Here is a 26,848-nt window from a genome sequence, read left to right on the forward strand (position 1 = left end):
CTACGGAGCCGTGGGGACCACTACTTGGCCACCAGCGGCGACACGCACTTGGCCGTTGACAGCATCGGCAGGTGGGTGGTGATGAAGTTCTCCACCGGATCCGAGTATCCCGCCCAGCCGTCGTACTTCCACCCCGCCTGTTGAGCTTCAGCGTCGATCTGGCGTAATGCCGCCGCCAGACGCCGGTCGTCACCGGAGAAGATCACCTGGCGCATGCTCGGTTCGTGCAGGAGCAACTCGGTCACCGGGCGCGTGCGCCAGGTCTCGAACGGGGCGAAGTTCGGGTAGTAACCAGCGCGCAGGTGGCATCCCACCAGGCAGGCCAGGAAGTCGAACTGGGTCAGGCTCGTCAGGATTCGTTCGTCTTCACCCGGGAGGTCGGGGTGCAGGCAGGTCAGCTGGCGTACCACGGCGCGGGCGCGGCTGAGCAGGAACACTGCGCCTTCGGTCTGGTCTTTCAGCAGCTCGGCGCGATTGATCATGACCCCGGTGTGGTGAATCCAGGTGCGCTGGCTGGTGTCGCTGATGGGGATGCGATGCGCGGCCAGGACCGCTACCGCCGGCCAGTTCCTCAGGCGCACCGCCAGGGAACCCAGCGCGAGAACGCGTTCACACACCATCAGCCAGAAGGCCGCGATCGGCGAAGGGACGTAGCTGCGCCCGATGCCCACCGCCTCCAGCGGCAGATCATAGATCGAGGCCAGCGTTGCGATGGCGCGCTCGAACCATTGCGGGCGCTCCAGCGTGAGGAAGGTCGCCGCCAGGCACGTCACCCGGTCCACCAGCCCGGTCAGCGCGGCCACATCGCCCTGGGCCAGCAGGTGGCGCGCCTGGGTGCGGGCGTCGTTGAGCAGCAGCCGCAGCGGGATGTCATCACCCGCGCGCAGCAGCTCGATCGCCGCGGCGGTGAGTACATCGACCTCCAACGTCAAGTTGAAGGCCGCCGCGGGTGCGCGGGTAATCTGCTGGCCGGCGCCGCCGGTGGTCAGTTCGTGGGCCAGGCGGCGAAACTCGGCCGCGTGCTCGGCTTCCCACCGGGCCCGTTCGCGCTGCACGCGCTGGGCGATGACCTGCTCCAAGCCCTGCTGGGACAATCGGCGGCTTTCGGTGCCCTCTCGGTAGAACACCTCCCCCTGGCGAAAGATCGTCTTGCTGTCCTTGCCCTGGCCGTATTGGCCGTCAGCGCGGAAGAAGGCGCACCCGGCCGGGTTGGGCGCGATATAGATCACAACGACGTGCTGCCCGTGAACCTCGTGAGACTGCGTGCGGATCTCCAACGTCTCGGGCAGCCAGCGCAGCAGCACCGGCCGTAACTGCGCTTCGTCGAAGGCCGCAGCGTGCGCGGGCGTCATCTCCCCCGTGGGCACACCGTGCCCATCGACGCCGCCCACGATGAACCCGCCGCGCACCGACATCGCGCCGACATCCTTGGCCAGCTCCACCTGGTTTCGCTGGCGGTCAGGGCATTGCTTGCGCAGATCACAGGAGGCCTTGTAGTCCAGCGTCGGGTACTCGGTCTGCAAGGCCAGCAGGTGCAGGAGCTTCTCCCGGTTGACCACCGGCTCAATCACAACAGGCTCGATCATTTCTGGCTCGACCACGCGCTCACCGTAGTCGAGAAGCAGGTGCCGGTGAGTGATGATGTCGATGGCGCCGAGGTGGGCGCCACGCAGGGTAGTGGCGCCCACCCCCCGGGCGATGCTGAGAACATCATGTTCTCTTCCCGGATCGGAACGCTGCGACTTCGCAGGCGCGCTCTGGAGGGGCCTGGGGCGCCCCGCGGGAAGGGACACATGATGCCCAGGCGCTGGGGGTCAGGTGTGCGGGAGAATGGCCGCGTCCGCCGCGATGAGCGAGCCGTCTGCGATCATCGCGGCGATCTGCCGGGGCCAAGGCCTCGCGTTCGCTGCCGGGCCAGGTCACCTCGCAGTCGGGAGCGAGCGGGTGGCGGTGTTCGAACAGCCATGGGGTGGCAGGCCGAAGAGCGGCGGGGAGGGCCATAGGTGGGTGGCGGCGCTGTCTCAGCGCATTGCGGTGGGTGAGGTCATGCCCAGCGGCGTTGGAGCCATGCGATCGTCGCCCGCCGGGAGTACTCGCGGCGGTCGCGCAGATGCGGGGCGTGCGCCAGTCCCGGAAGGGCGGCCGTGTGGGTCCAGTAACTGGCCAGCGCGACAAGGAACCCGTCGACGTGCCCGGGGTCGGCGGCTTGGCCGGCCGGGTGAGCGGCGAAGATCTCTTCGGGGTCGGCGTCGCCGAGATCGGACTGCAGCAGCAGGCAGACCAGGTCGCTCCAGGCCGGGCCGGTGCAGGCGCGTCCCCAGTCGACCAGCTGCGCGGTACCGCCGGGGCTGATGAGGATGTTGTCGAAGCGGGGATCGAAGTGCAGGAGCGTCTCGCCGACCGCGAGCTCGACCCATGTCGCCTCCACCGCGGCGAGCCGGGACAGGTGAGCGCGTTCCCACGCGCCGATGCCGTCGACGGTGAGCCCGCCCCAGACACCGTGGCGTTCCAGCGCCCGCCACGTCTCACACCGTCCGGCCATCCGCCCGGCCAGCGTCGGCAGGCCGCCGATCGGTGACGGTGTCAGCTCCCGGGCGCACACGGCCAGCGCTTCCAGCGCGGCAGCCAGCTCGCCGGGCCACCACGGTTCGTGCGGCAGGTCGCCGGGCGCCAGGTCGAAGCAGAGCAGCAGCCATCCGGCTTGCTCGCAGGTGAATCGCAGCCGGGGCGTGGGCACCGTGTCCGGCAACGCCGCCGCGACGACCGCCTCGGTCCGGTAGTCGTGCGCGTTGGCCGTATCGTCGGTGACGGCCTTGATGAACACCTGCTCGCCGGTGGACAGCGTGGCGACACCGAGAACCCCGAAGGAGAACCCGCCCGGGCGCTCCTCTAAGCTCTGCACAGCGGCGCCCAGCCGGTGGTCGACGTCCTGTCTCACGACATCCGGCAACTCGATCCAAGGGCGCCGCTGGGTCCTCATGTGCTCCAGCCAACCAGGAGCCGCCGGCCGGCAGCCAGCCATTTACGGAGGGGCATAAGGCCGCTCGGTGAGCTCCGACCGTGTACCCGGTGCTGCGACGAGATTCCCGGAGGCTTGCGGGGCTCTATCACCGCTCATCTCGGTTCCGGTGTCGTCACCGCCGCCGCTCATGGGCGGCGGCTTCCCCCTCGGTGAACCAGCTCGGGTGATCGCCCGCCACCGAGGGTGATCCACTGCCCTTGGGCGCTGCCGATGATGCGGGGAAGACTCCCGACCATGAGTACCCCTGTTCCTTTCTCCCGGGTGAAGATCCGCGTCGGCGCCGTGGTCTTCTGCGGCGGCGATGTCGCCCTGATCCGCCGTGATCGATCGACCGGTCCGCACTACACCCTGCCGGGCGGCAACGTCGAGACCGGAGAGGACCTGCTCGGCGCGCTGCGGCGCGAACTCGCCGAGGAACTGCGCCTGAAGGCGGGCCAGGCCACCGAACCCGAGCTGTGCTGGATCCAGGACCAGATGGTCACCCGGCCCGGCCCCACCCCGCCGCCCCGAAAACTCCACCTGATCTTCCGGTGCCACCTCTTCCCGGGCGTGCGAGTCACGCTCGCCACCGTCGAGTACGACGAGGTGCCCGGCGGCGGCCACGAGCCTGGGGCCATCGAATGGGTCGGCTACCGCACCACCGCCGAGCTGCCGCTGTTCCCACTGGTCGGCGGAGTGCTGTCGGCGCTGCCCCACCCGCAGGCACCTGTCGGGAACCCGTGGCTGGCGCCGATCACGGATGCCACCTACACCTGGGTCTGACCGGCAACCGCCTGCCCGCGCATCCGCGGGCAGGCGGTTGCCGGTGCGGGTGTGCGGTGGCCAGACCGCCAAGGGGGGTTCCGCGCCGCTGGTCGTGTCCGAGTGCGAAGCTGCGCATCGGTCATCACCGCATGCCCGGCAAGTGAGCCCGAGACGATCGGCTCCATGCCCGCACCGGCCCTGTGCCAGGCCGTCCGCGTCATCACCCTCGACGAACACGACCGCGTCCTGTCGCTGCGCTACGACGGAGACGACGGAGTTCAACCGCCCCGCCAGGACGACATCGTCAGCGATCTAGGCCTTGGCCCAGCGCGGCCTGCGCGTCAGCGACACGGACGTTGCACGCCTGCGCGATGTCGGCCCAGGAGACCCCGTCTGCGCGCAGGGTCTGCACCGCGTGGCGCAGCGCCGTGTCGTAGCGCAGGCGCGCCATGGCGAGCTCGTCGAGTTCGGCGGACTGCGGGCGCACCTGCACGGGCGGGACCTCATGGGTGCCCAGACGCAGGGCCAGCGCCTGTTGCGCGCTGGCCTGGAGGCCGCGCAGGGTACGGCCGTGCACGACGATGCCATGGTCATCGGCTCGCGTGATCCATCGTCGTTCCCGCCGGACGGCCGACACCACGACGACGCTCCCGTCGGTCGCGAGCTCGTCGGCGCGTTCGTCGCCGGTCACGCGCCCGCTCCCAGGAGGGCGATGACCTCATCGGCCACCGCGGCCGGAAGCTCTCCACGAGGCAGGACGAGCCGGCGGCCCGCGACCTCGTACAGGAGATGGGTGTCGCTCTCCCGCACCGGTGTGAGCCGGATCCCGCGCTGGGCGGCGGCCGCGTTCACCCGCTCCCAGCCCGAGATTCTCCGCTCCCGCAGACGCGCGGTCACCAGCTGCGTCTCCCGCCACTCCCCCAGCGGCACGATCACCGGGTGGGCCGGCTCGCGAGACCACACCCAGTCGGCGATGGGGTTGCTCCGGCCACGGTTGGTGCGAGCTGCGCACCGGTTGAACACCTGATAGCCGGTGTATTTAGGCTGGGCGAGCATCCGCTGGACCCGGGCCCGCCGCCACAGCACCTGCCCCTCTGCCAGCGGATGCCGATCAAGGTCGGCGGCCAGCATTCGGAGGATCTCGCCGTCCCCCAGCCGTTCGACTCGGCGGAGCCGGAACACCTCCTGCACAGTTTCGACGCGACGCGAGTCCGGGTGCAACGTAAGACGCATCTTGGGCCGGCCCCCGCCGAACCGGTTGGCCGCCGGAGGCGCGTCCGGGTCCACCACGGCGATGTAGCCGTAGCAGGGTGGGCCGTGCCGGTACCCGTTGGCGGCGTGCTGGCGCTGGCCGCGCATGGACATCTCCAGCAGCTCGTGCCGGGTGATCTCGGCCCGGACCTGTTCTGCGCGGCGCAGCCCCAACTGCCCCGTGGTCATGCCGCCGCGGGGTTCATTCGCGCACTCCAGCGTCACCCCACGCGAGGCCAGGTGGTGTTCGACTTGAAGGCTGGGCAGCATGTCGCGGGCGACGCGGCCGATGCGTTCGCACACCACCCGGTCGATCTCGCCGCGCTCAACCCATTCCAGCAACTCGCGCAGTCCGCCGTCGCGGGGCACGGGCACGCCAAGGCGTGCGTAGTCGTCAGCGGAGCCCTGGCTGCGCTCGTCCAGGCCGAGCATGCCCGACTCCACGTCCCAGAAGTAAGCGGCGAACTCCTCATCGGGCGTCAGCAGCGCGGATGCTTCGGCGAGCTGCCCGGCGATTGAGGAGCGGGGGTCTTGGTTGTCTTTGGTGGAGCAGCGGCCGATGAACGCTGTCCTGGCCGGCCGCGTGCTGGCGGCGGTCTGGTAACCAGGCAGGTCACTGAGGTCGATCGGGGCATCGAACATGGGTGGGCCCGTCCTTGCGTGGTCGAGGGGACGCCGAGGAGAGCCATCGTTCGATGATGGCTCCACCCCCACATGCGTGGGGAGCATCCCCGCGACGGCGGGGCCGATCGGCGGCCGAGGCAGCGGCCGCCGGTGATGTCCGTGCATCATGCCCGGCATGCGGGGTGTGATCGCGAGCGGAACGAGCCTTACGGTGCCATGGGTGCCCCGCGCATGGCAAGCGCCGCAGGCACCCTGTGCCCTCTTTCCCAGTTGACGGCACTGGTCGTAAGGGTTGTGCCCTCAGCGCGCGATGCGTTCGGGCCGCCGCTGGAAGGTCATCGGCTGGAAGAACGGGAAGTCGATGACGCCTCATAGGTCGTCTCCGGTCCGCTGCGGTCGTTGGCCGGGTGTGCGGCGGGCAGCGATCAGGCGTCCCGGGCGTCACCGACAGGGCGCCCCTCGGTGGCCAGCCAGGAAAGCCACGCTTGGGGGTCCTGCCACGCGGAGACCGGTACGCCGGCCTGATTCAGCGCGCCGGGGTAGGCGCGGTCGTAGGCCGCGGCCCAGGTGATCGCGCAGTCCGGTGGAGCGAGCATCCACGAGGCCATGACCGCATCTGGATGCAGGACGCCGAAGATGGTGGTGTCGTCGAATCGGCCTGCTGCCAGGCCGCGTTCCAGCAGGCCGCGCCAGCAGATGGTCAGGGTCTCAGGCGCGATGTGTTCACCGTGGGGGGTCGCGTCGCCGAAGGTCACCTCCAGAGGGAGCACATCTTGGCGGATCTCCGCCCAGACGGCGGGCAGACCGAGCAGCCGCGCGGTATGCAGCCGGTGCGCGCCGTTGCTGCCCAGGTGATACAGCGGTCCTGCCGGGCCGGGGACGCGCACGATATCGATGGGATCGTCCAGCAGGCTCCAGACATTCAGCGCATGCTCCAGGTCACCGCTCAACAGTGCCTCGGTCATTGCTGGCACCGTTGCGGGGCGATGGTTGGCGAAGTCGTTCCACTGGCGGGAACCGGTGTGAGCTTGCTCCGCTTTGGCGGACACCTTCGGTGGTCACGTCCAGCGAAGTGGTGTATGAGCCGGCCTTCGCGTGATCCTGTTTCTGCAGGTTAAGCGGTAAGTGTCTGCGGCAGCGGATTCTGCCCCGGTGTGTCGCCCGCGATCAGGCGCAGCCGGACTTTGGCCAGCACGTCCAGCCCCATGTAGCGGCGGGCCTCGGTCCACTCATCGGTCTGCTCGGCCAGCACCGCACCCACCAGGCGCACGACCGCAGCCCGGTCCGGGAAGATGCCGACCACGTCGGTGCGGCGGCGGATCTCCTTGTTCAACCGCTCCTGCGGGTTGTTCGACCACACCTGCCGCCAGACCTCGCGCGGGAAGGCGGCGAAGGCCAGCAACTCCTCCCGGGCCGCGTCCAGATGCGTCGCCGCGGCCGGATACTTCGCCTCCAGCGCCTCGACGACCCAGGCATGCTGGGAGCGCACGGCCTCAGCCGCAGGCTGGTCGAAGATCGTGCGCACCAGGGTCGCCACCCACGGCTGCGCCGACTTGGGCACGCTCGTGAGCAAATTCCGCAGGTAGTGCGTTCGACAGCGCTGCCAGGCCGCACCCGCCAGCACCGCACCGACCGCCTCCACCAGACCGGCGTGGGCATCGGAGACCACCAGCTGCACCCCCGACAGGCCCCGCGCCACCAGACTGCGCAGGAAGCCCAGCCAGCCCGCGCCGTCCTCGGCCGAGGTCACCTCCAGCCCCAGGATCTCCCGGCGGCCGTCGGCGTTCACGGCGGTGGCGACCAGCACGTGCACGTTCACCGTGCGCCCGTCCTCGCGGACCTTCTGCGTCAGCGCGTCCAGCCACACGAACGCATACGGGCCACCGTCCAGCGGCCGGGTCCGGAAGGCTTCCACCTGCCCGTCGAGCACCTTGGCCATCTCCGAGACCTGGCTCTTGGAGATGTGCTGCACCCCGAGTTGCTCGATGAGCTTGTCGACCCGGCGGGTGGAGACGCCCAGCAGGTAGCTGGTGGCCACCACGCTGATCAGGGCCTGTTCGGCCCGGCGGCGGCGCTGCAGCAGCCAGTCCGGGAAGTAGGTGCCCGAGCGCAGCTTGGGGATGGCGAGCTCGACGGTGCCGGCGCGGGTGTCCCAGCCGCGGCTGCGGTAGCCGTTGCGCCGGTTGACGCGGTCTTCGCGGCGCTCGCCGTACGCGGCGCCGCACAGGCTGTCGGCCTCGGCCGACATCAACGCCTCGGCCATGGTCTTCACCATGGAGCGCAACAGATCCGGGTCGCTGGTCTGAATCTGCTCCGCCAGCCAGGCGGCAGGGTCCACACTGTTGGGCACGGCCATCGCTTTCTTCCTTCGATCTTGATGTCGCAATCACGAAGGATCACGCGATGGCCGTCTTCATGTCCGGCGGCACGCCTGTGTGCTGGGGAAACTCTTACACCACTTCCATGGACGCAACCCGGGTGGCCGACTGCACGGTCAACGACCGCGACCTGGCCGCAGCGCTGTATGTCGTGCCGCCCTACCGGCCTCAGGACGCCGACGCCAACGCCGCGGCGCTGGCCGCCTTCTGTGATGGGCTGGGTGCGCACTTCGGCACCGCGCGGCGGGGACTGGTCCTGGGCGAGATCAAGGAGATCAGCGTCACCGCCTACGGTCGGCAGATCAAGCTGTGTCACCTGCGGACGCCGCTCTACCTGCGCAGCGAGCTGATGGAGCGCATCCGCGCCTCTTACCGGCCGGTGTTTTCCGCGGCCGCCGGGACGCGGGCCCGCCAGGTGGTGCTGGCCGCGGTCGAGCGCACCCCCAAGGGCGCGCTGAAGGTGGTGGACATGGCCGCGATGCTCACCACGGCGGCCTACGTTCCCGTCGAGTCCTCTCACGAGCTGCGCATGGCCGAGGCGCTGGACGCCGCGCGCCGCTGCTACCTCAAGCCGTTGCGCTACGGCGGCCAGGAGGTGTTCCCGGACTTCGTGCTGACCGACGTCGCCCCGCGGGTGTATGTGGAGGTGTACGGGGTGCGCGGCCGCGAATCCTATGAGGTGCGCAAGCGTGTCAAGCAGGAGCACTACCGCACTGCCGGCGTCAATGTGATCGAGTGGGAGGTCGCCGAGCCCCTGCCGGATCTGTCTCGCCGGTAGGCCGGGTGCGATCTGCAGGGGTGGCCAAGCGTTCGGATCGCGCTTGGAGCGCGAAGGGCGTCAGGGATGCGGCCGTTGGGTCAAGATGGCGTCGACCTGGCTGTAGCGGCGCACCCAGTCGGCCAGCTCGACATCGATGTAGCCGAGCAGGACGAGGATCGCCTCGTGGTCGGCCTGCAGGTGCCGGTGGTGGATCGGGCCGTGGTGGGCGATCTTGTTGCGCAGCACCCGCAGGTAGTCCAGCTGCCGGTGCAGGTCTCTGCGGCCGCCCCGGTAGCCGGGAAAGGCCCGATACAGTCCCGTGCGCCACAGCCGCTGGTCGTAGTTGTTGCCCGGGCCCAGCAGGGAGACCCAGAACCCGAACGACAGCTCGCTGACGATCTGCTGGGCGGTGGCGGGGACACCCTGGCGGCGCAGCTGGGCCTTGAGGTCGCGGATCTTCTGCTGGGCGCCGAAGTGCAGGTTGGCGGCGGGTTCATCCCACCAGGCGTCCGTACCGAACAGGGCGTGCATCTCCCGGTCCAGCACGCTGCGCACCGCGAGCTCGAGGTACTGCAGGCTCGGATAGAAGGCTGCGCTGATCTGGGTGTTCCAGCAGTGCAGCCGCAGCGCCGCGATGGTCTGCCCGCCGCACAGGGCCTCGTACTCGCCGAGGCGTCCCTGCGACAAGATCCCTCGCAGTCGCTGGGCTTCGGCGTCCTTCACTCCGTTGACCTCTCCCCCACCGATCGTCGTCCGGGTGCTACCATGGCCGCATAAGCCCCGGTCTTGCCTCTGCGAAAGCACGCAGCCGGGGCACAGCCATTTCTGGGCGGTCCGATCCCATCACGCACGGCCCCGGTGTGTCGGCACAACCGGTGAAATTCCCGGCTGGACCGACCACGCTGTGCAGGAGCGGCCGCCCTGGCGTCGCGCACGTCCATCGGGGATGAAGCCGGTCAGGGACGGACCGGCTTCTTTTGCTCTGCGGGGCCGTTGACGCGGGCGCGGTGGCCACGCGGGCCCGCGGAAGGTCATAGGCGTATGGCCGGTGGCTCGGTGGAGGCGGCCGGATGGCCGGCGTCGGGCGGCTCATAGGCGGGTTGAACGACGGAGTGAACGTGGTGCGGCTGGCGGGCGGTCAGGGTGGCGAGTTCCCGGGCGGCCACGGCGAGCATTTGGCGGGTGTCCAGGCCGGGGCGGGCGAGGGTGTCGGTGATCCGGATGACGGCGGTGGTGGCGCAGGCGAGGGCGGAGGCTTCTTGGATCTGCTGGACCAGTTCCAGGTACCAGGGGACTGCGCCGCCGGGGTCGGCAAAACGCTGCCGGAACTCGGTGACTGCTTGCCGGTCGGGGGTGAGCAGGCCGGCGTGCTGGGCCTGGTTCATCACGGTGACCAGGTCGATGGCCTCACCGTGGTCGGCCATCGTGGTCAGCAGCGCGAACAGCCGGGCGCGGCCAGGATCGGTGAAGTCCTCGGGGTCCAGCAGCGTGCGGACTTCGGGGATGCGGCGCGGGTCGGCGATCAGGGCGGTCAGCAGCTGGTCTTGCTGATTGAGGTGAGCGGGAGCCACGGGGAGCGGGGCGGCGAGGTCGGTGCCGTCCGGCAGCGGGACGGCGGCCAGGTCGGGGACGTTGAGCCGGGCGGCGAGGTTGGTGATGACGGTTTTGACGTTCTCGGTGACGGCGAGCAGGGAGGCGGCGTCTTCGCTGTCGATCTTCTCGCCGCGCAGGTGCGCATCGGCCAGGCCGGCCAGGCGGGCGGTGTGCAAGGCGAGGGCGCGCCGGGTGTCGGCTTCGACGACCAGCAGGGCGTAGCTGGTGGCGTGGCCGGGGACCGGGCAGGCCTGCATGAGGTCGTGCAGGTAGGAGGCGGTCAGGCCCGGCACGTGCTGCACGCGCTCGAAGACCGCCATCGCAAGCGGTTCGGCCGGGTCGGCGTGTCCAGCGGCTTGGGGACCGGCCTGGGCGTCGGCATGGGTCAGCAGTGCGGTGTAGAGCTCCTGGTGGGCGGGGCGGGCGAAGTCGGCGGCCTCCAGCCAAGAGCGCACCTGGCCGAGCTGCTCCGGCTCCAGCAGCAGCGCGCCCAGCAGGGCTTGTTCGATGTGGATGTCCAGCCCGGTCGGTGAATACAGCGCGCCGACCTGGTCGGTCAGGGTGGTCATGGTGGTCTCATCCCTGCCGGAGCGCTCACATGGACGCCTTGGCCTCGGGTGGTCCGCTCACCGCCGCGCGATCGGGCGGGGGCGGGACGTAGGCCATGCTGTCACTGACGGTCACTTTTCGTGAGTCGGCCAAGCGCGCGAGCGGCCCCTCCAGGCGCTGCAGAGTGGCCAGGGCGGTACCGATAGCGGCTGAGGGAGTGGCGGTGCGGGTGGTCACCGCGGTGATGACCTTCTGGGTCTGGGCGCTGACGTAGGCGGCGGCGTCGGCGGCGACCAGATCCCGGGCCAAGGGGATGGCGTGGCCGGGTTCGGCTTTCGCGCAGCGGGCCATGAACCGGTCGGCCTGGCGGGCGCTGATGGCCACCTGCCGGTTGGCCTCGAACAGCACCGTGGGCGCGTCGATCGGCTGGCCGCGGTCGCTCAGGACCACCAGGGCGGTGTAGATCTCGGCGCGGCCGGGCGCGGTGAAGTCCTGCGGATCCAGCCAGTCGCGCACTTCGGCGACCTGTCCCGGGTCGGCGACCAGGGAGGCCAGCAGCCGGTCCTCGGTGCGGGCGGTACCGTCCAGGAAGGCCAGCGGCGCGCGCAGCGCGGCCAGGCCGCGCTGCAGCAGGGACGGGGCCTGCCGAGCATCCAGGACGTCGTCGGCTCCGTCCTCGGCGGCTGCTTCAGTCAGGATCTCCGGATCCAGCCTCCAACGCTCGGCCAGCTGGGTGAGGACCTGACGGGTGGCGGTGATCTGCGCATCAGCCTGCTCTGCGGGCACGTGGCTGTCCATGGCGGCGGCGATGCGCTGAGCATGGTGGGCGATGACGCGCCGCGTTTCACCCTCCAGCACCATGACGGCGTACTCGGCGGATTGGGAGGGCGTAATGGGGGTGGCGGCGATCTGGCCTACCCAAGCGCTGCTGCGACCGGTGGCGATGGCGGCGTCTTCCACGGCGCGGCGCAGGGCGTTCCAGCCGTCGATGACGGTCAGATCCAGTCCGTCATCGCGGCTGGCGTCGATGATGGCCTGCATGAGCTCTTGGTGACCGGGGTCGCCGAAGTCGGCTGCTTTGACGCCGGTGAGGGCCAGGGTCGCGCGGATCCGGCGGGGGTCGCGCAGCAGGGAGGCGAGCAGGGCGCGTTCGGCGTACAGGTCCGGGGTCATCGCGCGGCCTCGCCGTCGACCGGGACGCTCGCCAGCGGCATGCCGGCCTGCTGGCGGGCGACGGCGGCCTGAGCGGTGGTGTATTTGGCCAGGCGGCGATCGAGGTCGGCGGTCAGCTGGGGGTCGGGGACGCGCACGTAGATGCCGGCGCTTTCGTCACCGAGCCACCAGGTGCCGTCAATGCGTACCGCGGGTGTGCGGCCCAGACGCTCGGCGTGGCCGGCCTCGACCAGGGCGGTGATGTCGGCGGTGGGCAGGATGTCCGGCTGCGGTTCAGCCGGAGCGGTCGGGGTGGGCATGGGCGTCTCCGGTTCGATGAGGAAGGTGATCGGCAGTGCCGGGGCGGTCGCCCAGGCCGAGGTGAGGATCCAGGTGGCGAAGTCCATCCCGGGCAGGGTGCCGCGCTGGTCGTCGTGGCTGCCGCGCAGGCATTTGCCGGGATAGCCCAGGGCGGGGGCGTGGCGGGCCAGCGCGTCGTAGAACGAGATCAGCGGCAGGTCGCTGGCGGGAGCGTGGGTGCGGATCCACTCGGCGTACAGCGTGGTCAGGATGTCGAGCGGGCCGGGATGCAGGTACCAGCAGGCGGGGATCTTGTCTTTCAAATCGAGCGGGGGTTCGCTGTGGCGCTCGCGCAGCCAGTCGACCCAGGCGGCCATCTGCGTCATGTGCGCCCGCCGCTGGTCGGGCTCCATGGCCTCCCACATCCACCGCGGCGCGACCGGTACGGCCGGCTCGGGGATCCCGCCGGGCTGGTCTGCGAGATCCGGGGATGCGGCGGGCAGGCGATGGGCGGGCGGGGTGGGCACGAACGCCGACGCGGGCTGACTCATGGGGTTTCTCCTTTGGCCAGGGCCTTGAGCGCAGGCTCGCCGAAGCAGGTGCGCATGCGCACGCGCATCGGCGGCAGGTTGGCGTACTGCATGACCGCGTGCCATTCGGGCAGCTGCTGCAGCAGGTGCACGGGGGCGAGCTCGTCTTTTTGCGGCTGGGTGGAGACGCCGAACCGGCCGTCGTTGCCGGTGCTGTGGCTGGGGCGCTCAGCCACCTCGTTGCCGATCATCTGGGAGAAGTACTGCAGCGTGGACATGTCGCCCATGCCGGGCAGCAGCAGCCGCAGCTTGGACTGGGACAAGATGGTGCGGGCCGAGTCGTTGCCGTAGCGGGTCTGCAGCTGGGCCAGGTCGTGCCAGACGGTGATGAGCTGGATGCCCATGCCGCGCGCGGTGGTCAGCAGCGTCGGCAGGCCGGAGTAGCGGAACACGTTGCCCGCCTCATCGAGCGCCAGCAGCAGCCGCGGCTGGAGCGGGCCGGTGCGCTCATAGGTCTGCTCGGCCTCGTGGATGATGGAGGCGACCAGCGCGGTGAACATCGGCGCGAGCGCGTCGGCCTGGGAGGGCGGCGCCACGATGCACACCGTGCCCTTTTCGCGCAGGAGTTGTTCGGCGGTGAAGTCGCTGGTGGTGGCGCTGTCGCGGATGCGCGGGCGGGCGTAGGCGTCGACGACGGCCGCGGCGGTGAACAGCACCGAGCCCACCCCGTCGGGGTGCAGCCGCCAGGTGGCCTCGTAGTTGTCGGCCATCTGCTCGTAGCCGTGCTCCATCAAGATGCTGCGCACATCACGCCGCGAATCCTGGCCGTCCAGGCACCAGCGGTAGAACTTGTCGACGCCGCCGTCGGACAGCTGGGCGGCCATCAGCACGGGCCCGACCAGGGAGCGGGCCTTGAGCACCCAGGGGCGGGTACGCGGGTCGTCGGTGATGGCCGAGGCGTCGCACAGCCAGCGGGCCATGCGGTCGGCGGCTTCCTCGTCGGTGGCGTAGGTGGTGGGTGACCAGCGGGCCGGTCGCATGAACGACAGGCCTTCGGGGGCCACCACCCAGACGGGCCCGTGCTTGCGCCGCGCTTTGATGATCCATTTCAGGTCGGGGCCTTTGGCGGTGGAGACCACGCACGGGCCGTTCCACTCCAAAACGTTGGGAATGATCAATCCCAGCGTTTTTCCTGATCCGTTGGGGCCGAACACGGTGGCGGAGATGCAGTCGTCTCCGGCGAGCAGACTGCGGGTGCGCATGCTGCGCCCGGCGACGATGCGGCCGGGCCGCTCGGCGGGATCCTCGGGCACGGTGATGCGCTGCTCGTGCTTGGGCGTGGCCCAGGCGGCGCCGCGGTTGCCGCGCTGGGCCAGGTGCTCGCGCAGGGCGCTTGCGGCCAGGTAGACGGCGGCGCCGGTCACGGTCAGCAGCAGCGTCAGCAGACCCCAGAACACGCCGGCCTCCAGCGGCGGCTGGCCGGTGGCGCGCTGCCAGGAGGCGGCCGCATCGGCCGATGTCGCCAGGAACACCACGAACGCCAGGGCGTCGTCGAAGTCGCCGGTGCTGCCGGCGGCGGCCGCGGCGGCGAGCCCGGCCAGCCACACCAGCAGCACCAGGCCGACCAATGCGGCGAAGAACGCGAACGCCAGGTAGTAGGGGTCGTTGCCGGTGCTGGAGGGCGCCGGGGCCGGGGAGGTGGTCATGGGCGCGCCCCGCTTGCTCCGTTCGCCCCGCGCGAGGCCCGGCGACCGGTCCGCCGCCCGGAAGCGGGAGCGGCCGGTTCGGCAGGCGGGTCGGTGCCGACCGGCAGGGTCAGCTGCTCCCCCGGCCCGGGCGGGCCCGCGGAAGCGGGCGGCTGGTAGTCGGTGTGGGTGAAGCGCGCCTCGGCCGAGGAGCGCACGTGCTGGATGAGGAAGGAGCGCCGCCCGGCGACCTTCCACAGGCCGATACCAGGCCGCAGGTCGGTGACGATCTGCTCCTCGGTGGCGTTCAGTCCGAAGTAGCGGGTGCACAGCGGCACCTGGCCGCTCTTTTGCTGATACAGCACCACGGTGCCGGTGTCGGCGATCAGTCCCAGGGCCAGGGATTCGCGTTCGCTTCCGGCGTCGCCGGCGGCGTGCAGGTCGGCGGGCTGGTGGAAGACCAGCACGTTGGATACCAGGTTCTGGCGGGCGAGCTTGCGCATCGACTGATACCAGCGCAGCGTGCCCAACGTCAGGTCCGCCCAGGCCTCGTCGGAGACGACGAAGCGGCGCCGCCCGTCGCGCTGGCCGAGCGCCGACTGCAGCCAGGAGGTGGCGCAGATGCGCACCAGCGGCAGCGCCGAGCGGCGCTGGGCGAGGATCCGCGACAGGTTGATGACGATGAGCCGTGAGTGGGGTCCGGCGTCGATGTTGGTTTCGGCGTCGAACATGCCGCGCAGGTCGCCGTCGACGAGCCGCTGCATGCCCATGATCAGGTCGGCGGTCTTGTCGCGCAGCTCGGCGCGGGTGATGGGCAGCTGGTCGACCAGGCGCTGGGCGGGGTCCATCATGGCGTTGATGACGTCGCCCAGGACCGGCACGCGGGGCCGGTCGGCGGCCGCCACGGCGGCGACCGGACCGCCATGGGGATCGAGGCTGGGACGCAGGTGCAGGGCGCCGTCGGTGACCTCGGCCATGGCGATCTTGCACAGGGTGTGCTCCGCCTGACTCAAGGGCCGGTCCAGCACCGCGGTGCCCAGCGCCACCAGCATGGCCAACTGCCGCTCAGCCACCAGATCCGGATCGCTCGAGCCGAGCGGCCCGGCATCGAACGGGTTGAGCCGGGCCGGCAGACCCGGCCCGAGGAAGACCGGAGATGCGCCGACGAAGTCGGCCAGGTCGGAGTACTCGTCCTTGACGTCGGTGATGTAGGCGTCGCGCCCGAACTCATACCCCCGGGCGATCATGCATTTGACCAGCGTGGATTTGCGGGAGCCGATCTCACCGAGCACCATCAGGTTGGGGTTGGTGACCAGCCCGGCGTCGTAGTACTCCCACGGGTCGTAACACCAGGTGCCGCCGCCGAGCAGGTTGTGGCCGACCAATGGGCCGAGCGCGCCGGCCCCGGCGTCGGCCATCCACGGGTAGACGGCCTGCAGCACGTCGGTGGTGGCCCGGTGCGGCGGCAGGTGCAGGCGGCGCAGCTGGCGGCCGGACATCGGGCGCAGCGCGCCGTCGCCGAGCACGCCGGGCACGGTTTCGGCGGCCCAGGTGGGGCCGGGCCGGGCGGCGGTCGCAGCCCTGGTGCGGCGCACCCGCGGGACCTGGACGTCGACCTTGGCCAGCGGCCCGTCAGGGCGGGAACGGCGCTTCAGCCACATGCGATCCTCCGGGAGGTGGAAGGGGCGGCCGCAAGACGGCGGAGCCCGGGAAAGGCCGGGCGCGCCGCAAGCGACCGGCAGGGGAGACCTCGCCCGCGAAGCCGAGGAAGGCCGGTCATCGCATCAGCCCGTAGCGCAGGCCCCGCCCGAGCGGGAGCGTGGCGGCGAACGCGGCATCCTGCTCCATGTACAGCCGGCGCAGCTTCAGGCCCCGGGCGTTGATCTCGATGTCACCGCAGGCCCGATCGAGGTCTTTGAGGGTGGGGGCGGAGACGCGTACCAGGCCCAGGAACCGGTAGGGGGCGTGTCCGGCGGCCAGGGCGTCGTCTTGGCGGCGGCGGGTGGCGCGCTCGTGCCGCTCGCGCGCCGAGGTGCGAAACCCCCAGCGCTGGCGGATCCCGGCGTCGGAGTCCTTGGTGGTCTCCGCGCGCGCCAGCTCGTCTTCGGCCTTGCGGGCATCGCGCGGCTCCAGCAGCACGCTGACGGTGCGCTCGCAGTGGGTGTGCAGCAGCAGCTGCTCCAAAAAGGCGCTGGTGACCGGGCGGCGCGGCCATTCACTGATCCAGTAGACGGCGTGGTAGCTGCCGTCGGTGCGGTAGTAGGCGGCGTGGTTGCCGTCGCAGCCCATCGGCCCGGCCTCGGCCACCGCGATGCCGCCGCCGCGCTGGGCGTCCGGTCCGGCGGCCTCGATCGCCCAGCGCGAGCCGGGGTCGTAGGCGGTGCGCAGCAGCGCGGCGATCTGGCGGGGCGCCAGCGCGCCGTCGACGTCGACTCCGGCGCCGAGCAGGTCGCGCTGGATGGCCTGGGCCTGGGTGATCAGGTGGGCGCAGGCGCCGGCGTCACCGCCGCCCAGGGTGCGGATCTGGCGGCGGATGCGGGCCGGGTGGATGGTCAGGCCGATGTAGGTCTCGTGGCGCTGGGTGACGGGGCGGGCGGCTTCCAGCAGTTCCCGGTAGGAGTCGCGGGTGGCGGTGCTGCCGCGGCCGCCGCCGCCCAGCCAGTAGCGGGCCAGCGCGTCGCCTGAATCGGGGACGGCGGCGTCCAGCAGTTGCACGCGCACGATGCCGGTTCCGGGCGCGGCCAGCGCCGCGAGCGTCTCGCCCCAGCGCAGCAGCCGTTGGTCTTGTTCGGCCGGGGTGAGCAGGTGGAAGGCGCTGCCGCGGGTGGCCAGGAGGAGGGTGTAGAGGCCGCGCCGCCGGTCTTTGACCACGCCGACCTTGCGCGGGCCGTGACGGGTGTGCACGTGCGCGGTGATGATCGCCAGTCCGGCCAGCTCGCCGGGCAGCTCCAAGGGCTCGGCGGCCGGCGGACGGCCGCTGTTCTTGCCGGTGCCGCGGCGCTGCTCGCGCGCGGTGCTGGGATGTTCGGCGGCGGGCCCGCCGCGGAACTGGCTGTAGCCCAGGGCGCGGCGGAGCGCGAAGGCGGCCGCGATCGGCAGCCAGTGCGCGATCGGCCGCTCGGCGATCGGCACCCAGACCGCCACCACGGTGGCCGCCACGAGCACCAGCCCGGCCACCAGCCCCCAGGGTCCGGCGGCGGCCAGGCGGATCAGCAGGAACAGGGCGGCGAACAGGGCCAGGATCGAGCCCATGCCCAACCCGAGCACCACGCCGGTGCTCTCCCTCGGGCCGAAGGTGTAGGTGAAGCGCTGGTAGGGCGAGGCGTCAGGGGTCATGGCTGCTCTTTCGGCGGGGGCGGCGGCGGGTCAGGCGCAGGCGGAGACGACGGCGGGGGCGGCGGTGCAGGGACCGGTTCGGCGCCCTCGTAGCCGCGCAGTTCCCGCACCGTGCGGGGCGGGAGCGGCGGCGGGGGCGGGGTGGCCGTCCGTCCAGGTCCAGGGGGTGGGGGAGGTCCGCCCAGTGGTGGCTGCACCGCCGCAGGGACGGGGGTATAGGTGCGCTGCACCGGCGGCGGCAAAGGCGCGGTGGGTGGCGGTGCGCCGGAGCCGGGTTCGGTGGAGGCCGGTGGGGTGCCGTTGGGAGTGGAGGCAGGGGGTGGGGCGCCGTTAGGGGTGGAGGTAGCTGGTGGGGCGCCGGGAGAAGCCGGGACCGGATTGCCGTTGCCCGTGCCCTCAGGCGAGGCCTGAGGTGTGGCCGGTTGCGGGCGGGCGTGGCGTCCCGGCCCAGAGCCGGGTGAGCTGCCTGCCGGAGGCGAATTGCCTGCCCCGGTGTGCGGGATGTGCACCGGGTGGCCCATGCGGCGCAGCACCTCGGCGTCGATCGGTTTGACCGCGCCGTTGCCGCGCTCGGCAGGGGTGTTCTGCTCCCCACCGGGCGGGGTGGTCTCCTGCTGACCGGGTTCGCCCAACTGCGGCATCGGGGTACGGCCGCCGCCCATCATCGCTCCCCCGGCGGCGCCCGCGCCCTTGGCGGCCAGGCGTGAGACCATGCCCACCGCCTTGCCCGCGGCCGCCATCGTGGCGCCGGCGGCCGCCTGGCGCAGGCCTTCCCCGGTGCCGCCGGGGCTGAGGGCGCCGTTCACCAGGCCGATGAGCTTCATGACCATGAACGGGGAGAAGGCGCCCAGCCAGAAGAAACCGACGGCCACCAGCAGGTCGTCGGGAGAATCGGCCGATTCCAGCTGACCGGCCGCCATGCGCAGCACCACGATGATGACCGGCTTGGTCACCAGCAGGCAGATGATGGTGTCGCGCAGCCGGACCGTCCACACCCGGGCGCCGCTCCACACGCTGCCCGCGGCGGCCAGCGGCCACATCATCACGCACAGGTCGACCAGCATGCGGCGGATGACCATCTCGACCCAGATGACCGCGAGCGCGAACAGCATCGCCAAGCTGATCAGCACCATCAGCACGAACGGCTGCTCGGGCGAAGGGTTGGCCGATAGCTTCCACAGGTAGCCGACGGGGGTCAAGATGCGGCGGGTGATCGCATCCCAGCCGCCCTCGCCGAGGAAGAGCACGCAGAATTCATCGATCAGCCGGTGGGCCAGCATCACGATCGCCACGATCAGCCCGGTGGTGACGCCTGCCGACAGCACGCGGACCAGGGTGCGGCCGAGTTCGGCGCCGTCGCGGCTGAGCGCGGCGAACAGCACCGATACCAGCAGGGCGATGAGGGCGACCATCGCGGCCAGCGCGCGGGTGGTGCCGTACAGGTCGGTGAACCACTGCGTGCGCAGGTCGAGCCTGCCGTGTTCTTCGATGGCGGTGGTGATCTTTTGGGCCAGCCAGATGGTGGTCTCGCTGATCAGCGTCAAAAGGGAGGTCTGGACGTCTTTGACCAGGCAGTTCGGGTCGATGTTCCCGGCGAGCTGGTCGCACCAGAAATCAACGTCGCGCGTGAACACGCTGGGGGACGGACTGGGGGCCGGGGCCGTGGCAGGAGCAGATGGCGAGCGGGTGCCCGGCGGCGAGGTCGACGGGCGCGCCGACGGACGCGCCGACGGGCGCGCTGAGGGGGGCTGCGTGGCCGGGGCCGGGCTGCGCGCACCCGTGGGAGCGGGCTGCGGGACCGGCTGCGGGGTCGCGCCGGCGGACGGGGCGCCCACGAGCCCAGCGATCACCAGGACCAGCACGTGCACGGCCACGATGGCGGCGCGCCGGACCCACCGCCCGCCGGCCGCGCGAGCGACCGGCAGACGGCATGCGCTCGCGCGCCGTCTAGGAAGGGGCATAGTCCGGCGCCACCGAATCCGACAGCAGCTCCCGTAGCTGCTCGCTGAGCAAGATGACGTTGTCGCCGTTGACCGGCTGCCAGCCGCCGTCGGGCGGGGTGTATCCGGCCGGGATGGGGCCGATGGCGGCGCTGCTGCGGTAGCTGCGGACCTGCCAGCCGACCGCGGTCCAGGTCAGCTCCACCCGGGCCAGGCCGTGGCCCAGCGTGGCGGGCTGGGCGGAGCCGGCCAGATACAGGGCGGCGAACACGGTCACGGTCGCGCGGCGGGCCTCGAGGCGCTCGGCGCGCAGCGCGACCGGTACGGCGCGCAGCCCGTAGCGGACCCCGCGCTCGGCGTCGTCGCGCAGCGCGACCATGGACGGGGCCGCGGCCTCGCGTTCCAGCAGGGCGCGCAGCTGCGGGCGGTGGGCGGGCGCGGCCAGCACCTGCACCAGCCAGGCCCGGCCGTCAGCCGACAGCAGATGAGGGGAGCCGATCAGCGCCACCGCGCGCGCGGCCGCCGCCAGCGCGCTCTTGCGATGGTCGGCCGTGCTCGCCGGTGTCGCGGTGGCCGGTACGGCAGGCGGTGGCGCGCCGGTCACGGAAGGGGCGCTCGTCGATGCGGCCGCCGCGGGCACCGGAGCGCTGCTGAGGCGCCCGGCCCACCAGGCCACCAGGACGGCCAGCAGGGCGGCGACGGCGGCCATGAGCCGGATCCGCCCGGCCGGTGACACCTAGAACTCCCGGCCGATGTTGTACATCCAGATCACCAGCTGCGGTCCGGCGCCCAGCAGCAGTCCGGCGATCAAGGAGGAGAAGATGCCGGTACGGCCGACTGAGCTGGCGTAGGGATTGCCGAACCAGCGACCCGCAGCGATGATCATCAGGGAGATCACCAGCCCGACCAGTGATCCGATCAGCGCATACGAGATCAGGCCGCCCACCATCTCCTCGAAGGCGCTCATGCCGGGCAGTGTCCGGTTCGGGGCGATGTCGAGGTTGACCCCGGACGGACTGGACGGACGCGGTGGTGCGGGTGATGGCGTGAGCGCCTGCCCGAGCTGCGCGTGCAGCTGGAGCCCGTGGGTGCGGGCCGTCGCCAGCAGCCGGTGCGCGTGCTCGCTCAGGTATGTCGCGTCCATGTGACCTCATCCGGTGCAGTAGCGGTCCGCTGACGTTGACAGCGCCACTTTACAAATTTTACGGACGGTGGGCTATTTTTACGGACACGATTGGTGAAAGGCAATGGATCACCGGCAGAAGGCGGAACCTGCGAATGCGAAACTCGATGTGTGGACGCCCTTTCCCGGGGCCGCGGCCGCCCGCCCCGCGGCCAGGCCCCCGCCGACCTGCTGCCCGCCGACGGACCGGTGTGGACGACGACCCATGTGGCCGCCTTCCAGGGCGTCGACGAGCGCACCGTGCGCCGCGCGGCGGCCCGGGGCGACCTGCACCACCTGCGCCTGACCTCACGGGTGCTGCGCTTTTCCCGCCCGTGCCTCATGGAGCACCTGCACGGCCGCTCGTGCGCCGACCTCGTCTACGACGAGGAGATCCTGGACGCCGAGCAGGCGGCCGCCCTGCTGGGCGTCGGCATGACCACGCTGCTGCGCGCCGCCGCCGCCGGCGTCATCCCGAGCCGGCACCTGGCCGGTACCTGGCGCTTTTCCCGCGCCGCGCTGCTGCGCTGCCTGTGCCCGGAGCCGCCCGCCACCGGATAGACCGCTTGGTCGCGCGGGCTCCCGCACTGCGGGTCACCCTGCTGGTACTCACGCTCATCACGCTCCTGGGCGGATGCACCAGCGACCCGTCCTCCCCTGCGGCGGCCGCGCCGAGCGCCTCCCCGCCGCAGGGGAGCCTGCCCGCCTCCAGCGCCGGGCCCGGACCGGCCTCGGCCGCCCAGCAGCGCGCCGCGGTGGCCGCCGCACGCCGCTTCACCCGCCGCCTGCTCACCTACAGCCACCTGTCCCCCGCCGAGTTGGCGCCCTCGGTGCGGCTGCGCGGCCTGATCACCCACCGCTACGCCGCCGCCCTGGCCCCTCGCGACCGCGTCGACCCCGCCCTGGCCACCACCCTGCGCGAGGTCTCGGCCACGCGCATCACCAGCGCCCGCACCGCCGCCGACGCCCCCGGCGACGCCGGTACCCAGTACGTGCTGCTCACCTGCATCCAGACGCTCACCGCCGACGGCCGCACCGACCGCATCGAGATGGTGTGGAGCCTGCGCCTGCTGCGCTACGGCGAGACCTGGCGCGTCGATGAGGTGAGCCAGGCCGGATGAGCGCCGCCCGGCCGGTCATCACCGCGGTGGTGGCCCTCGTCGCGGCGCTCGCCGCGGTGCTGTTCCTCATCAGTCAGGGCTCCTCCTTCGACCTGGACGACTACGCCGACGAGCAGGACTGCCGCCTGCCGCCTGCCGCCTCCGGCGGCGACGCCGCCGCCGCGGCGGCGGCGCTCAGCGCCGAGCAGATGGCCAACGCCCGCCGTATCGTCGCCGTCATCACCGAACGCCTGCCGACCGTCCAGGCCCGGGCGGCGGCGCCGATCGCGCTGATGACCGCGCTGGCCGAATCCTCCCTGCGCAACCTGTCCCACGGTGACCGCGACAGCCTGGGACTGTTCCAGCAGCGCGCCGGATGGGGCAGCGCCGCCCAGCGCCGCGACGTGCGCTACGCCACGCTGGCGTTCCTCGGCGGGCCCGCTCCCCCGGCCAACCCCGGCCTGCTGGATATCCCCGGCTGGCAGCACCTGCCGCCCTGGAGCGCGGCCCAGGCCGTGCAGCGCTCGGCCTTCCCCGACGGCTCCAACTACCGCCGCTGGGCCAAAGCCGCCACCGCCCTGGCGAACCGGCTCCTGGCGGCCGGACCGGCGGAGCCCGCACTGGACTGTACGCCGGATCCGGCCGTGCCCAGCCCGGGCCCGCAGGCCGCGCCGCGCCTGCCCGGCGCGGTGCCCCAAGCGGTGCGCACCGCCATCGCCTGGGCCATGCGCGCGCTGGGCACCCCGTACCAGTGGGGCGGCCACTGCCAGGCCCCCCAGCGCCGCCCGGCCAACCCCGTCCAGCAGAACTGCGACTGCTCCAGCCTGCTGCAGGCCGCCTACCGCAGCGCGGGCGTCACCCTGCCGCGCACCACCTACGAGCAGGTCAAGGTCGGCCGCAAGGTGAGCATCGGTGAGATCGCCCCGGGTGATCTGGTGTTCACCACCGGCAGCGGCGGCACCGCCGCCCGGCCCGGGCACGTGGCCATGTACATCGGCGGCGGCAAGGTCATCCAGGCGCCGCGCACCGGGGACGTGGTCAAGCTGACCGACTGGACCGCCTACAGGCGCGGTGTCGTGGCGGTGGTGCGCATCGTGCCCTGACGTCACCCTCCCTTCTTTCCGACTACGGCAGTCAGAATGGATGACAAGCAATGTCACGAAACGGCCACAATCGCGCCTTTCCGAGGTATCGCCATGGAGTTCCGCTCAAGATCCCCCTTAGTTTTGACAATCGTCCTGACTCACTAGTCATGTCGTTCGGGTTCCGGAAGGTGGGCACATGATCGACCAACCGCCGCACCACACCACCCCCGAACCACCCCTCACCCCCGAGCACCTGTGCGACCGCTACGGCGCCGCCCTGCTCGACTACACCAGCCTGTGGCTGAACGACGCCGACCGCGCCACCGAAACCGTCCGCACCACCCTGACCCTGGCCCACCACAACGCCCACCGCCTGACCGCCCCCGGCCACCTGCGCGCCTGGCTGTACGCCCTGGCCCGCCACCAGGCCGCCCACCCCGACGACGGCCACGCCTTCTCCACCGGCCCCCTGCCCGCCGTACCCGGCCACGTGACCCCTCCGCCCGCCGAACCGGCCACCGAGCCCTCCATCACCGGAGCGCGCCTGGCCTACGACGCCCTCTCGGCGCTGGACCGCCGCGACCGCGAACTGCTGGAGCTGCACCTGCGCCACCGCCTGGAGGCCGGTGAGCTCGCCGCGCTCTTCGGCCAGGACCCGGCCGCGATCACCACCACGCTCACCACCGCCGCCGACCTGGTGGAGGCCTGGGCCAGCGCGATCCGCCAAGCCGGCCGCCAGCACCCCACCTGCCCCGGCGCCGCCGCCCTGGCCCGCGACTGGATCACCGCGCCCAGCCGCGGCACCCGCACCAAGATCCGCTCCCACGTCGGCCGCTGCCCCACCTGCGCCAAAGCGGCCAACCTCACCGTGGACGCCACCGCCCTGCTGCAGCACCTGCCGATCGCTCCGCTCACCCCCCGCGCCCGCGCCCGCATCCTGCAGCCCGCCGCACCCACCGACCCCGCCCCGGCACCGATCCCCTGGACCGCCACCGGCTTCCCGCACCAGATCGACCAGCTCGAACCCGAGCCCGCCGGTCCGGCCGACCCCGCGCTCGAGGGGTTCCGCGCCAACATCGGCACCGACTTTTGGGCCGACACCGACCGCGCCGACCGCGCCTTCTGGACCGAGGACCCCATACGCCCCCCTGCGGCCGCACCGTCCCGCCCGGCCGAGCCCGGCCCCGACGCCGCGATCGCATCCCCCGCCGCGGCCGAACCCCGGGACAGAACACTGCGCGACGTACTGATCGCCCTGAGCGCGCGCCCCCTGCGCGCCGCCCGCTCAGCGGCCCTGACCGCCGCCGCCCTGGTCATCTGCGTGGTCATCGGCGTCCACCTCAGCCAGCCCGCCCCGGTGCAGACCACCAGCGCCCGCTACCCCGAACCCATCGCCGTCCCCAGCCAGGACCCGCTGCCGATGGAGACCGCCCCGCCGCCCCCACCGGCGGCCCGCACCACGGCGCCCCCCACCGCCGATCCGACCACCAGCACGCCACCGGCCCCGCCCGCGCGCCCGCGCACCACCCCCCGCGCCCCTTCCCCTCGCGCGACCTCCTCCCCCGCTGTCCCGCGCCGCGAGATCAACCCGGCCTCGCCCCGGCCGCGCCGCTCCACCGCGCTGCCCGAGGGCGGCCCCGGCCGACCTCCGCCACCGCCGAGCTCCGGCCCCGGCTCGGGGTTCGGTGCCGCGGCCACATTGACCGCTTCGGCCACCGCGGTGGACCTGGACGCCTCCGGCACCGCCACCGTCACCCTGACCGCCAGCGCAACGCTCACCTGGAGCGCGCACAGCTCCGCTCTGCAGGTGCTGCCCGCCGGCGGCACCTTAGGCGCCGGCCAGAGCACCACGCTGCAGATCCTCGCCCCCGCCGCCGACCCCGGCCGCTTCGGCTACGGCGCCTGCACCGCCGCCTCCGCCCAGCACCTCACCGTGACCTGGTCGGCCCCCGGCGCGACCGGCGACGGCCAGCTGACTATCACCGTCCGCACCCCCGCGTGCGGCTGACCCTCCGGAAAGGCCCCTCGTGACCCCACCCGAACCCACCTCCTCACCGCCACCCCGCAGACGCCCCTGGCGCACCATCGCGCTGATCGTGGTCGTCCTGCTGGGCATCTGGGGCGGCTTCGCCGTCGCCGACACCGAGCAGGCCCCCGCCTCCCAGGCGTGCACCAGCCTGTACGCGCCCGGCACCCGCGAGTACGCCACCTGCGCCGCCGCCATGGACAACGGCATCGTCGCCGACATCTCCGTCTCCCAGCACCCCCGGACCCCTCAGCAAACGGCGATCAACACCGTCGACGGCTTCACCACCGGAGCCGGGACCGGATCCGAGTCCGGATCCGAGACGCTCCTCTACTGCGTCACCGCCGACGGCACCGCCACCCTCACCGACCCGGGCGGCCGCAACACCTGCACCCGCACCATCACCTGCACCCGCCAGGTCAGCACCGGCGGCTACCGCTGCGTCGACCACCACGGGGACGTGGTCGACCCACCCGCCGCCCTATGCCAGCCCTCGACCACCAGGAACTGCACCGCGGCCACCCCTTTCTCCACCACCGACCAGATCCCCTCTCCCCCACCGACCACCCCACCAGATCCCGCGCTGATCAGCCCCTCGCCCACAAGCACCTCGCAGAGCACTCCCGCGGCCACCGCCACCAGCTCACCGACCCCCGCGCCGACCACGGCCGCACCGGCTCCGGCCGATGACCCCCTCAGCCAGGCCATCGACCGCGCCCACCGCCAAGGCCTGCGCATCTGGCTGGAAGCCGACCTCACCACCACCTGGCTGGACACCAGCCGACGCGGCACCAGCGACCAGTTCAAGGCCGCCGTCGACCACCTGGCCCAGCACGCCGCCAAACCCGGCGTCGCCGGCATCAAAATCGCCTACGACCTCGGCATCCGCGGCTTCAGCAGCGCCGAGGAGATCCAACGCTTCATCAGCGAGACCTCCACCGCCCTGCGCACCGCGCTCCGCACTACCGTGCCCGAGGGCCGCCGCCAGCTCGCCGTCGACGTCGTCGTCCCCGAGCTCGGCTGCGGCACCAACACCGCCTGCCAGAAGGGCCTGCAGGCCAAGTACCCGCTCCTGACGCTGGAGCGAGTCGAAAAATACGTGCTGACCGGCGGCGTGGACGTCGTCAACGTCTCCTCCGGCCTGTTCGCCACCGACTACCAGACCTACAAGATCCCCCTGGAACGCGCCCTGACCAACCAGTGGCTGCGCCTACGCATGCGCGGCTGGGACACCCGCGTCCTGCTCGGCGCCCGCGAGATCGGCCTGGCCCACCGCGGCGACGCCCCCACCACGGTCACCAAGGCCGTCACCAAGACCGCCGAAGCCGCCGTCGCCGCCCGCGTCGACCAGCCGGTCACCACCGGCGGCGTGCGCAGCGTCGTGCTGTGGACCCACCGCCAGGTCTGGGACGGCGCCACCTGGCGCCTGACCGACCCCGGCCTGGCCCCCAACCCCGTGTGGACCTCACTCATGCGCCGCAAGAACCTCGGCCGCATCGCGATCACCTTCAACCCGCACGAGCCGGAAAAGAGCATCGCCGAAGACCTGGCGGTGATCGGTCAGGTCGCCGCCGAGGTCTACCTGCACGCCCAATAACCCGACCAGCCGCC

General features: G+C 71.8%; 23 protein-coding genes. 7 read left to right on the forward strand and 16 right to left on the reverse strand.

Annotation, left to right across the window (positions count from 1 at the left end; translation table 11 throughout):
* Positions 1-20 precede the first annotated feature (20 nt).
* Both IEZ06_RS29050 and IEZ06_RS29055 read right to left on the reverse strand, forming a co-directional pair.
* Positions 21-1,688 carry a hypothetical protein gene (locus tag IEZ06_RS29050; protein ID WP_189239872.1) on the reverse strand — a complete coding sequence of 556 codons (1,668 nt, stop codon included), beginning with the start codon at positions 1,686-1,688 and terminating at the stop codon, positions 21-23.
* Positions 1,689-2,044: 356 nt separating this feature from the next.
* Positions 2,045-2,938, reverse strand: coding sequence for a phosphotransferase (locus IEZ06_RS29055; RefSeq protein ID WP_189239873.1), 894 nt, complete (start codon positions 2,936-2,938; stop codon positions 2,045-2,047).
* Between the two features lie 318 nt (positions 2,939-3,256).
* Between IEZ06_RS29055 and IEZ06_RS29060 the strand changes: the two genes are divergently transcribed.
* Positions 3,257-3,784, forward strand: coding sequence for an NUDIX hydrolase (locus tag IEZ06_RS29060; RefSeq protein ID WP_229798847.1), 528 nt, complete (start codon positions 3,257-3,259; stop codon positions 3,782-3,784).
* A gap of 286 nt (positions 3,785-4,070) precedes the next feature.
* Here the strand turns inward: IEZ06_RS29060 and IEZ06_RS29065 are convergent, their stop codons facing one another.
* The 4 genes from IEZ06_RS29065 to IEZ06_RS29080 form a co-directional block, all read right to left on the reverse strand.
* Entirely contained in the window at positions 4,071-4,457 is a 387-nt protein-coding gene (locus tag IEZ06_RS29065) for a hypothetical protein (RefSeq protein WP_189239874.1), read from the reverse strand.
* Positions 4,454-5,659 (reverse strand): recombinase family protein, encoded by a 1,206-nt coding sequence (locus IEZ06_RS29070; protein ID WP_189239875.1) that lies wholly within the window; start codon positions 5,657-5,659, stop codon positions 4,454-4,456. Before IEZ06_RS29070 ends, IEZ06_RS29065 begins: the two co-directional genes overlap by 4 nt.
* A gap of 407 nt (positions 5,660-6,066) precedes the next feature.
* Positions 6,067-6,606 (reverse strand): hypothetical protein, encoded by a 540-nt coding sequence (locus IEZ06_RS29075; protein ID WP_189239876.1) that lies wholly within the window; start codon positions 6,604-6,606, stop codon positions 6,067-6,069.
* Positions 6,607-6,755: 149 nt separating this feature from the next.
* A complete protein-coding gene (locus IEZ06_RS29080) occupies positions 6,756-7,997 on the reverse strand; it encodes an IS256 family transposase (RefSeq protein WP_189239877.1) in 1,242 nt (413 codons plus the stop codon).
* A 107-nt stretch (positions 7,998-8,104) separates the two neighbouring features.
* Between IEZ06_RS29080 and IEZ06_RS29085 the strand changes: the two genes are divergently transcribed.
* A complete protein-coding gene (locus tag IEZ06_RS29085) occupies positions 8,105-8,797 on the forward strand; it encodes a DUF1173 family protein (RefSeq protein WP_189239878.1) in 693 nt (230 codons plus the stop codon).
* 60 nt (positions 8,798-8,857) lie between these two features.
* Here the strand turns inward: IEZ06_RS29085 and IEZ06_RS29090 are convergent, their stop codons facing one another.
* From IEZ06_RS29090 to IEZ06_RS29135, 10 genes are all read right to left on the reverse strand, one after another.
* Positions 8,858-9,502, reverse strand: coding sequence for a hypothetical protein (locus IEZ06_RS29090; protein ID WP_189239879.1), 645 nt, complete (start codon positions 9,500-9,502; stop codon positions 8,858-8,860).
* 308 nt (positions 9,503-9,810) lie between these two features.
* Positions 9,811-10,941: a DnaB-like helicase N-terminal domain-containing protein gene (locus IEZ06_RS29095; protein ID WP_189239880.1), complete on the reverse strand. Its 1,131-nt coding sequence runs from the start codon at positions 10,939-10,941 to the stop codon at positions 9,811-9,813.
* 25 nt (positions 10,942-10,966) lie between these two features.
* The gene (locus tag IEZ06_RS29100) at positions 10,967-12,094 is read right to left on the reverse strand and encodes a DnaB-like helicase N-terminal domain-containing protein (RefSeq protein ID WP_189239881.1); all 1,128 of its coding nucleotides are present in this window, start codon (positions 12,092-12,094) and stop codon (positions 10,967-10,969) included.
* A complete protein-coding gene (locus tag IEZ06_RS29105) occupies positions 12,091-12,924 on the reverse strand; it encodes a hypothetical protein (RefSeq protein WP_189239882.1) in 834 nt (277 codons plus the stop codon). Before IEZ06_RS29105 ends, IEZ06_RS29100 begins: the two co-directional genes overlap by 4 nt.
* Positions 12,921-14,609, reverse strand: a complete 1,689-nt coding sequence (locus IEZ06_RS29110; RefSeq protein WP_189239883.1) for a type IV secretory system conjugative DNA transfer family protein — start codon at positions 14,607-14,609, stop codon at positions 12,921-12,923. Before IEZ06_RS29110 ends, IEZ06_RS29105 begins: the two co-directional genes overlap by 4 nt.
* Positions 14,606-16,249 (reverse strand): TraG/VirB4 family ATPase, encoded by a 1,644-nt coding sequence (locus IEZ06_RS29115; protein ID WP_189239884.1) that lies wholly within the window; start codon positions 16,247-16,249, stop codon positions 14,606-14,608. Before IEZ06_RS29115 ends, IEZ06_RS29110 begins: the two co-directional genes overlap by 4 nt.
* Positions 16,250-16,364: 115 nt before the next feature.
* Positions 16,365-17,924, reverse strand: coding sequence for an SCO6880 family protein (locus IEZ06_RS29120; RefSeq protein WP_189239885.1), 1,560 nt, complete (start codon positions 17,922-17,924; stop codon positions 16,365-16,367).
* A complete protein-coding gene (locus tag IEZ06_RS29125) occupies positions 17,921-19,558 on the reverse strand; it encodes a hypothetical protein (RefSeq protein WP_189239886.1) in 1,638 nt (545 codons plus the stop codon). Before IEZ06_RS29125 ends, IEZ06_RS29120 begins: the two co-directional genes overlap by 4 nt.
* 313 nt (positions 19,559-19,871) lie before the next feature.
* Complete coding sequence (locus tag IEZ06_RS29130; protein WP_189239887.1) at positions 19,872-20,573, reverse strand: hypothetical protein; 702 nt, start codon at positions 20,571-20,573, stop codon at positions 19,872-19,874.
* A 27-nt stretch (positions 20,574-20,600) separates the two neighbouring features.
* Positions 20,601-21,008, reverse strand: coding sequence for a DUF6112 family protein (locus tag IEZ06_RS29135; RefSeq protein ID WP_068899945.1), 408 nt, complete (start codon positions 21,006-21,008; stop codon positions 20,601-20,603).
* A gap of 150 nt (positions 21,009-21,158) precedes the next feature.
* Between IEZ06_RS29135 and IEZ06_RS29140 the strand changes: the two genes are divergently transcribed.
* The 5 genes from IEZ06_RS29140 (at position 21,159) to IEZ06_RS29160 (ending at position 26,834) form a co-directional block, all read left to right on the forward strand.
* Positions 21,159-21,587, forward strand: a complete 429-nt coding sequence (locus IEZ06_RS29140; RefSeq protein ID WP_189239888.1) for a helix-turn-helix domain-containing protein — start codon at positions 21,159-21,161, stop codon at positions 21,585-21,587.
* Between the two features lie 5 nt (positions 21,588-21,592).
* Positions 21,593-22,147, forward strand: coding sequence for a hypothetical protein (locus tag IEZ06_RS29145; RefSeq protein ID WP_189239889.1), 555 nt, complete (start codon positions 21,593-21,595; stop codon positions 22,145-22,147).
* Positions 22,144-23,229 (forward strand): C40 family peptidase, encoded by a 1,086-nt coding sequence (locus IEZ06_RS29150; RefSeq protein WP_189239890.1) that lies wholly within the window; start codon positions 22,144-22,146, stop codon positions 23,227-23,229. The genes IEZ06_RS29145 and IEZ06_RS29150 overlap by 4 nt, the downstream gene beginning before the upstream one ends.
* A gap of 178 nt (positions 23,230-23,407) precedes the next feature.
* On the forward strand, positions 23,408-25,219 hold the full coding sequence (locus IEZ06_RS29155; protein WP_189239891.1) for a hypothetical protein: 1,812 nt from the start codon (positions 23,408-23,410) through the stop codon (positions 25,217-25,219).
* Between the two features lie 19 nt (positions 25,220-25,238).
* Complete coding sequence (locus tag IEZ06_RS29160; protein ID WP_189239892.1) at positions 25,239-26,834, forward strand: hypothetical protein; 1,596 nt, start codon at positions 25,239-25,241, stop codon at positions 26,832-26,834.
* Positions 26,835-26,848: the final 14 nt, after the last annotated feature.

The organism is Planomonospora antibiotica, from assembly GCF_014647955.1.
GTDB lineage: Bacteria > Actinomycetota > Actinomycetes > Streptosporangiales > Streptosporangiaceae > Planomonospora > Planomonospora parontospora.

Coding starts and splice junctions, on each gene's coding strand:
- IEZ06_RS29060 (WP_229798847.1), top strand. CDS start 3,257: ATGAGTACCCCTGTTCCTTTCTCCCGGGTGAAGATCCGCGTCGGCGCC.
- IEZ06_RS29070 (WP_189239875.1), bottom strand. CDS start 5,659: ATGTTCGATGCCCCGATCGACCTCAGTGACCTGCCTGGTTACCAGACC.
- IEZ06_RS29075 (WP_189239876.1), bottom strand. CDS start 6,606: ATGACCGAGGCACTGTTGAGCGGTGACCTGGAGCATGCGCTGAATGTC.
- IEZ06_RS29080 (WP_189239877.1), bottom strand. CDS start 7,997: ATGGCCGTGCCCAACAGTGTGGACCCTGCCGCCTGGCTGGCGGAGCAG.
- IEZ06_RS29085 (WP_189239878.1), top strand. CDS start 8,105: ATGGACGCAACCCGGGTGGCCGACTGCACGGTCAACGACCGCGACCTG.
- IEZ06_RS29095 (WP_189239880.1), bottom strand. CDS start 10,941: ATGACCACCCTGACCGACCAGGTCGGCGCGCTGTATTCACCGACCGGG.
- IEZ06_RS29100 (WP_189239881.1), bottom strand. CDS start 12,094: ATGACCCCGGACCTGTACGCCGAACGCGCCCTGCTCGCCTCCCTGCTG.
- IEZ06_RS29105 (WP_189239882.1), bottom strand. CDS start 12,924: ATGAGTCAGCCCGCGTCGGCGTTCGTGCCCACCCCGCCCGCCCATCGC.
- IEZ06_RS29110 (WP_189239883.1), bottom strand. CDS start 14,609: ATGACCACCTCCCCGGCCCCGGCGCCCTCCAGCACCGGCAACGACCCC.
- IEZ06_RS29115 (WP_189239884.1), bottom strand. CDS start 16,249: ATGTGGCTGAAGCGCCGTTCCCGCCCTGACGGGCCGCTGGCCAAGGTC.
- IEZ06_RS29120 (WP_189239885.1), bottom strand. CDS start 17,924: ATGACCCCTGACGCCTCGCCCTACCAGCGCTTCACCTACACCTTCGGC.
- IEZ06_RS29130 (WP_189239887.1), bottom strand. CDS start 20,573: ATGGCCGCCGTCGCCGCCCTGCTGGCCGTCCTGGTGGCCTGGTGGGCC.
- IEZ06_RS29135 (WP_068899945.1), bottom strand. CDS start 21,008: ATGGACGCGACATACCTGAGCGAGCACGCGCACCGGCTGCTGGCGACG.
- IEZ06_RS29150 (WP_189239890.1), top strand. CDS start 22,144: ATGAGCGCCGCCCGGCCGGTCATCACCGCGGTGGTGGCCCTCGTCGCG.
- IEZ06_RS29155 (WP_189239891.1), top strand. CDS start 23,408: ATGATCGACCAACCGCCGCACCACACCACCCCCGAACCACCCCTCACC.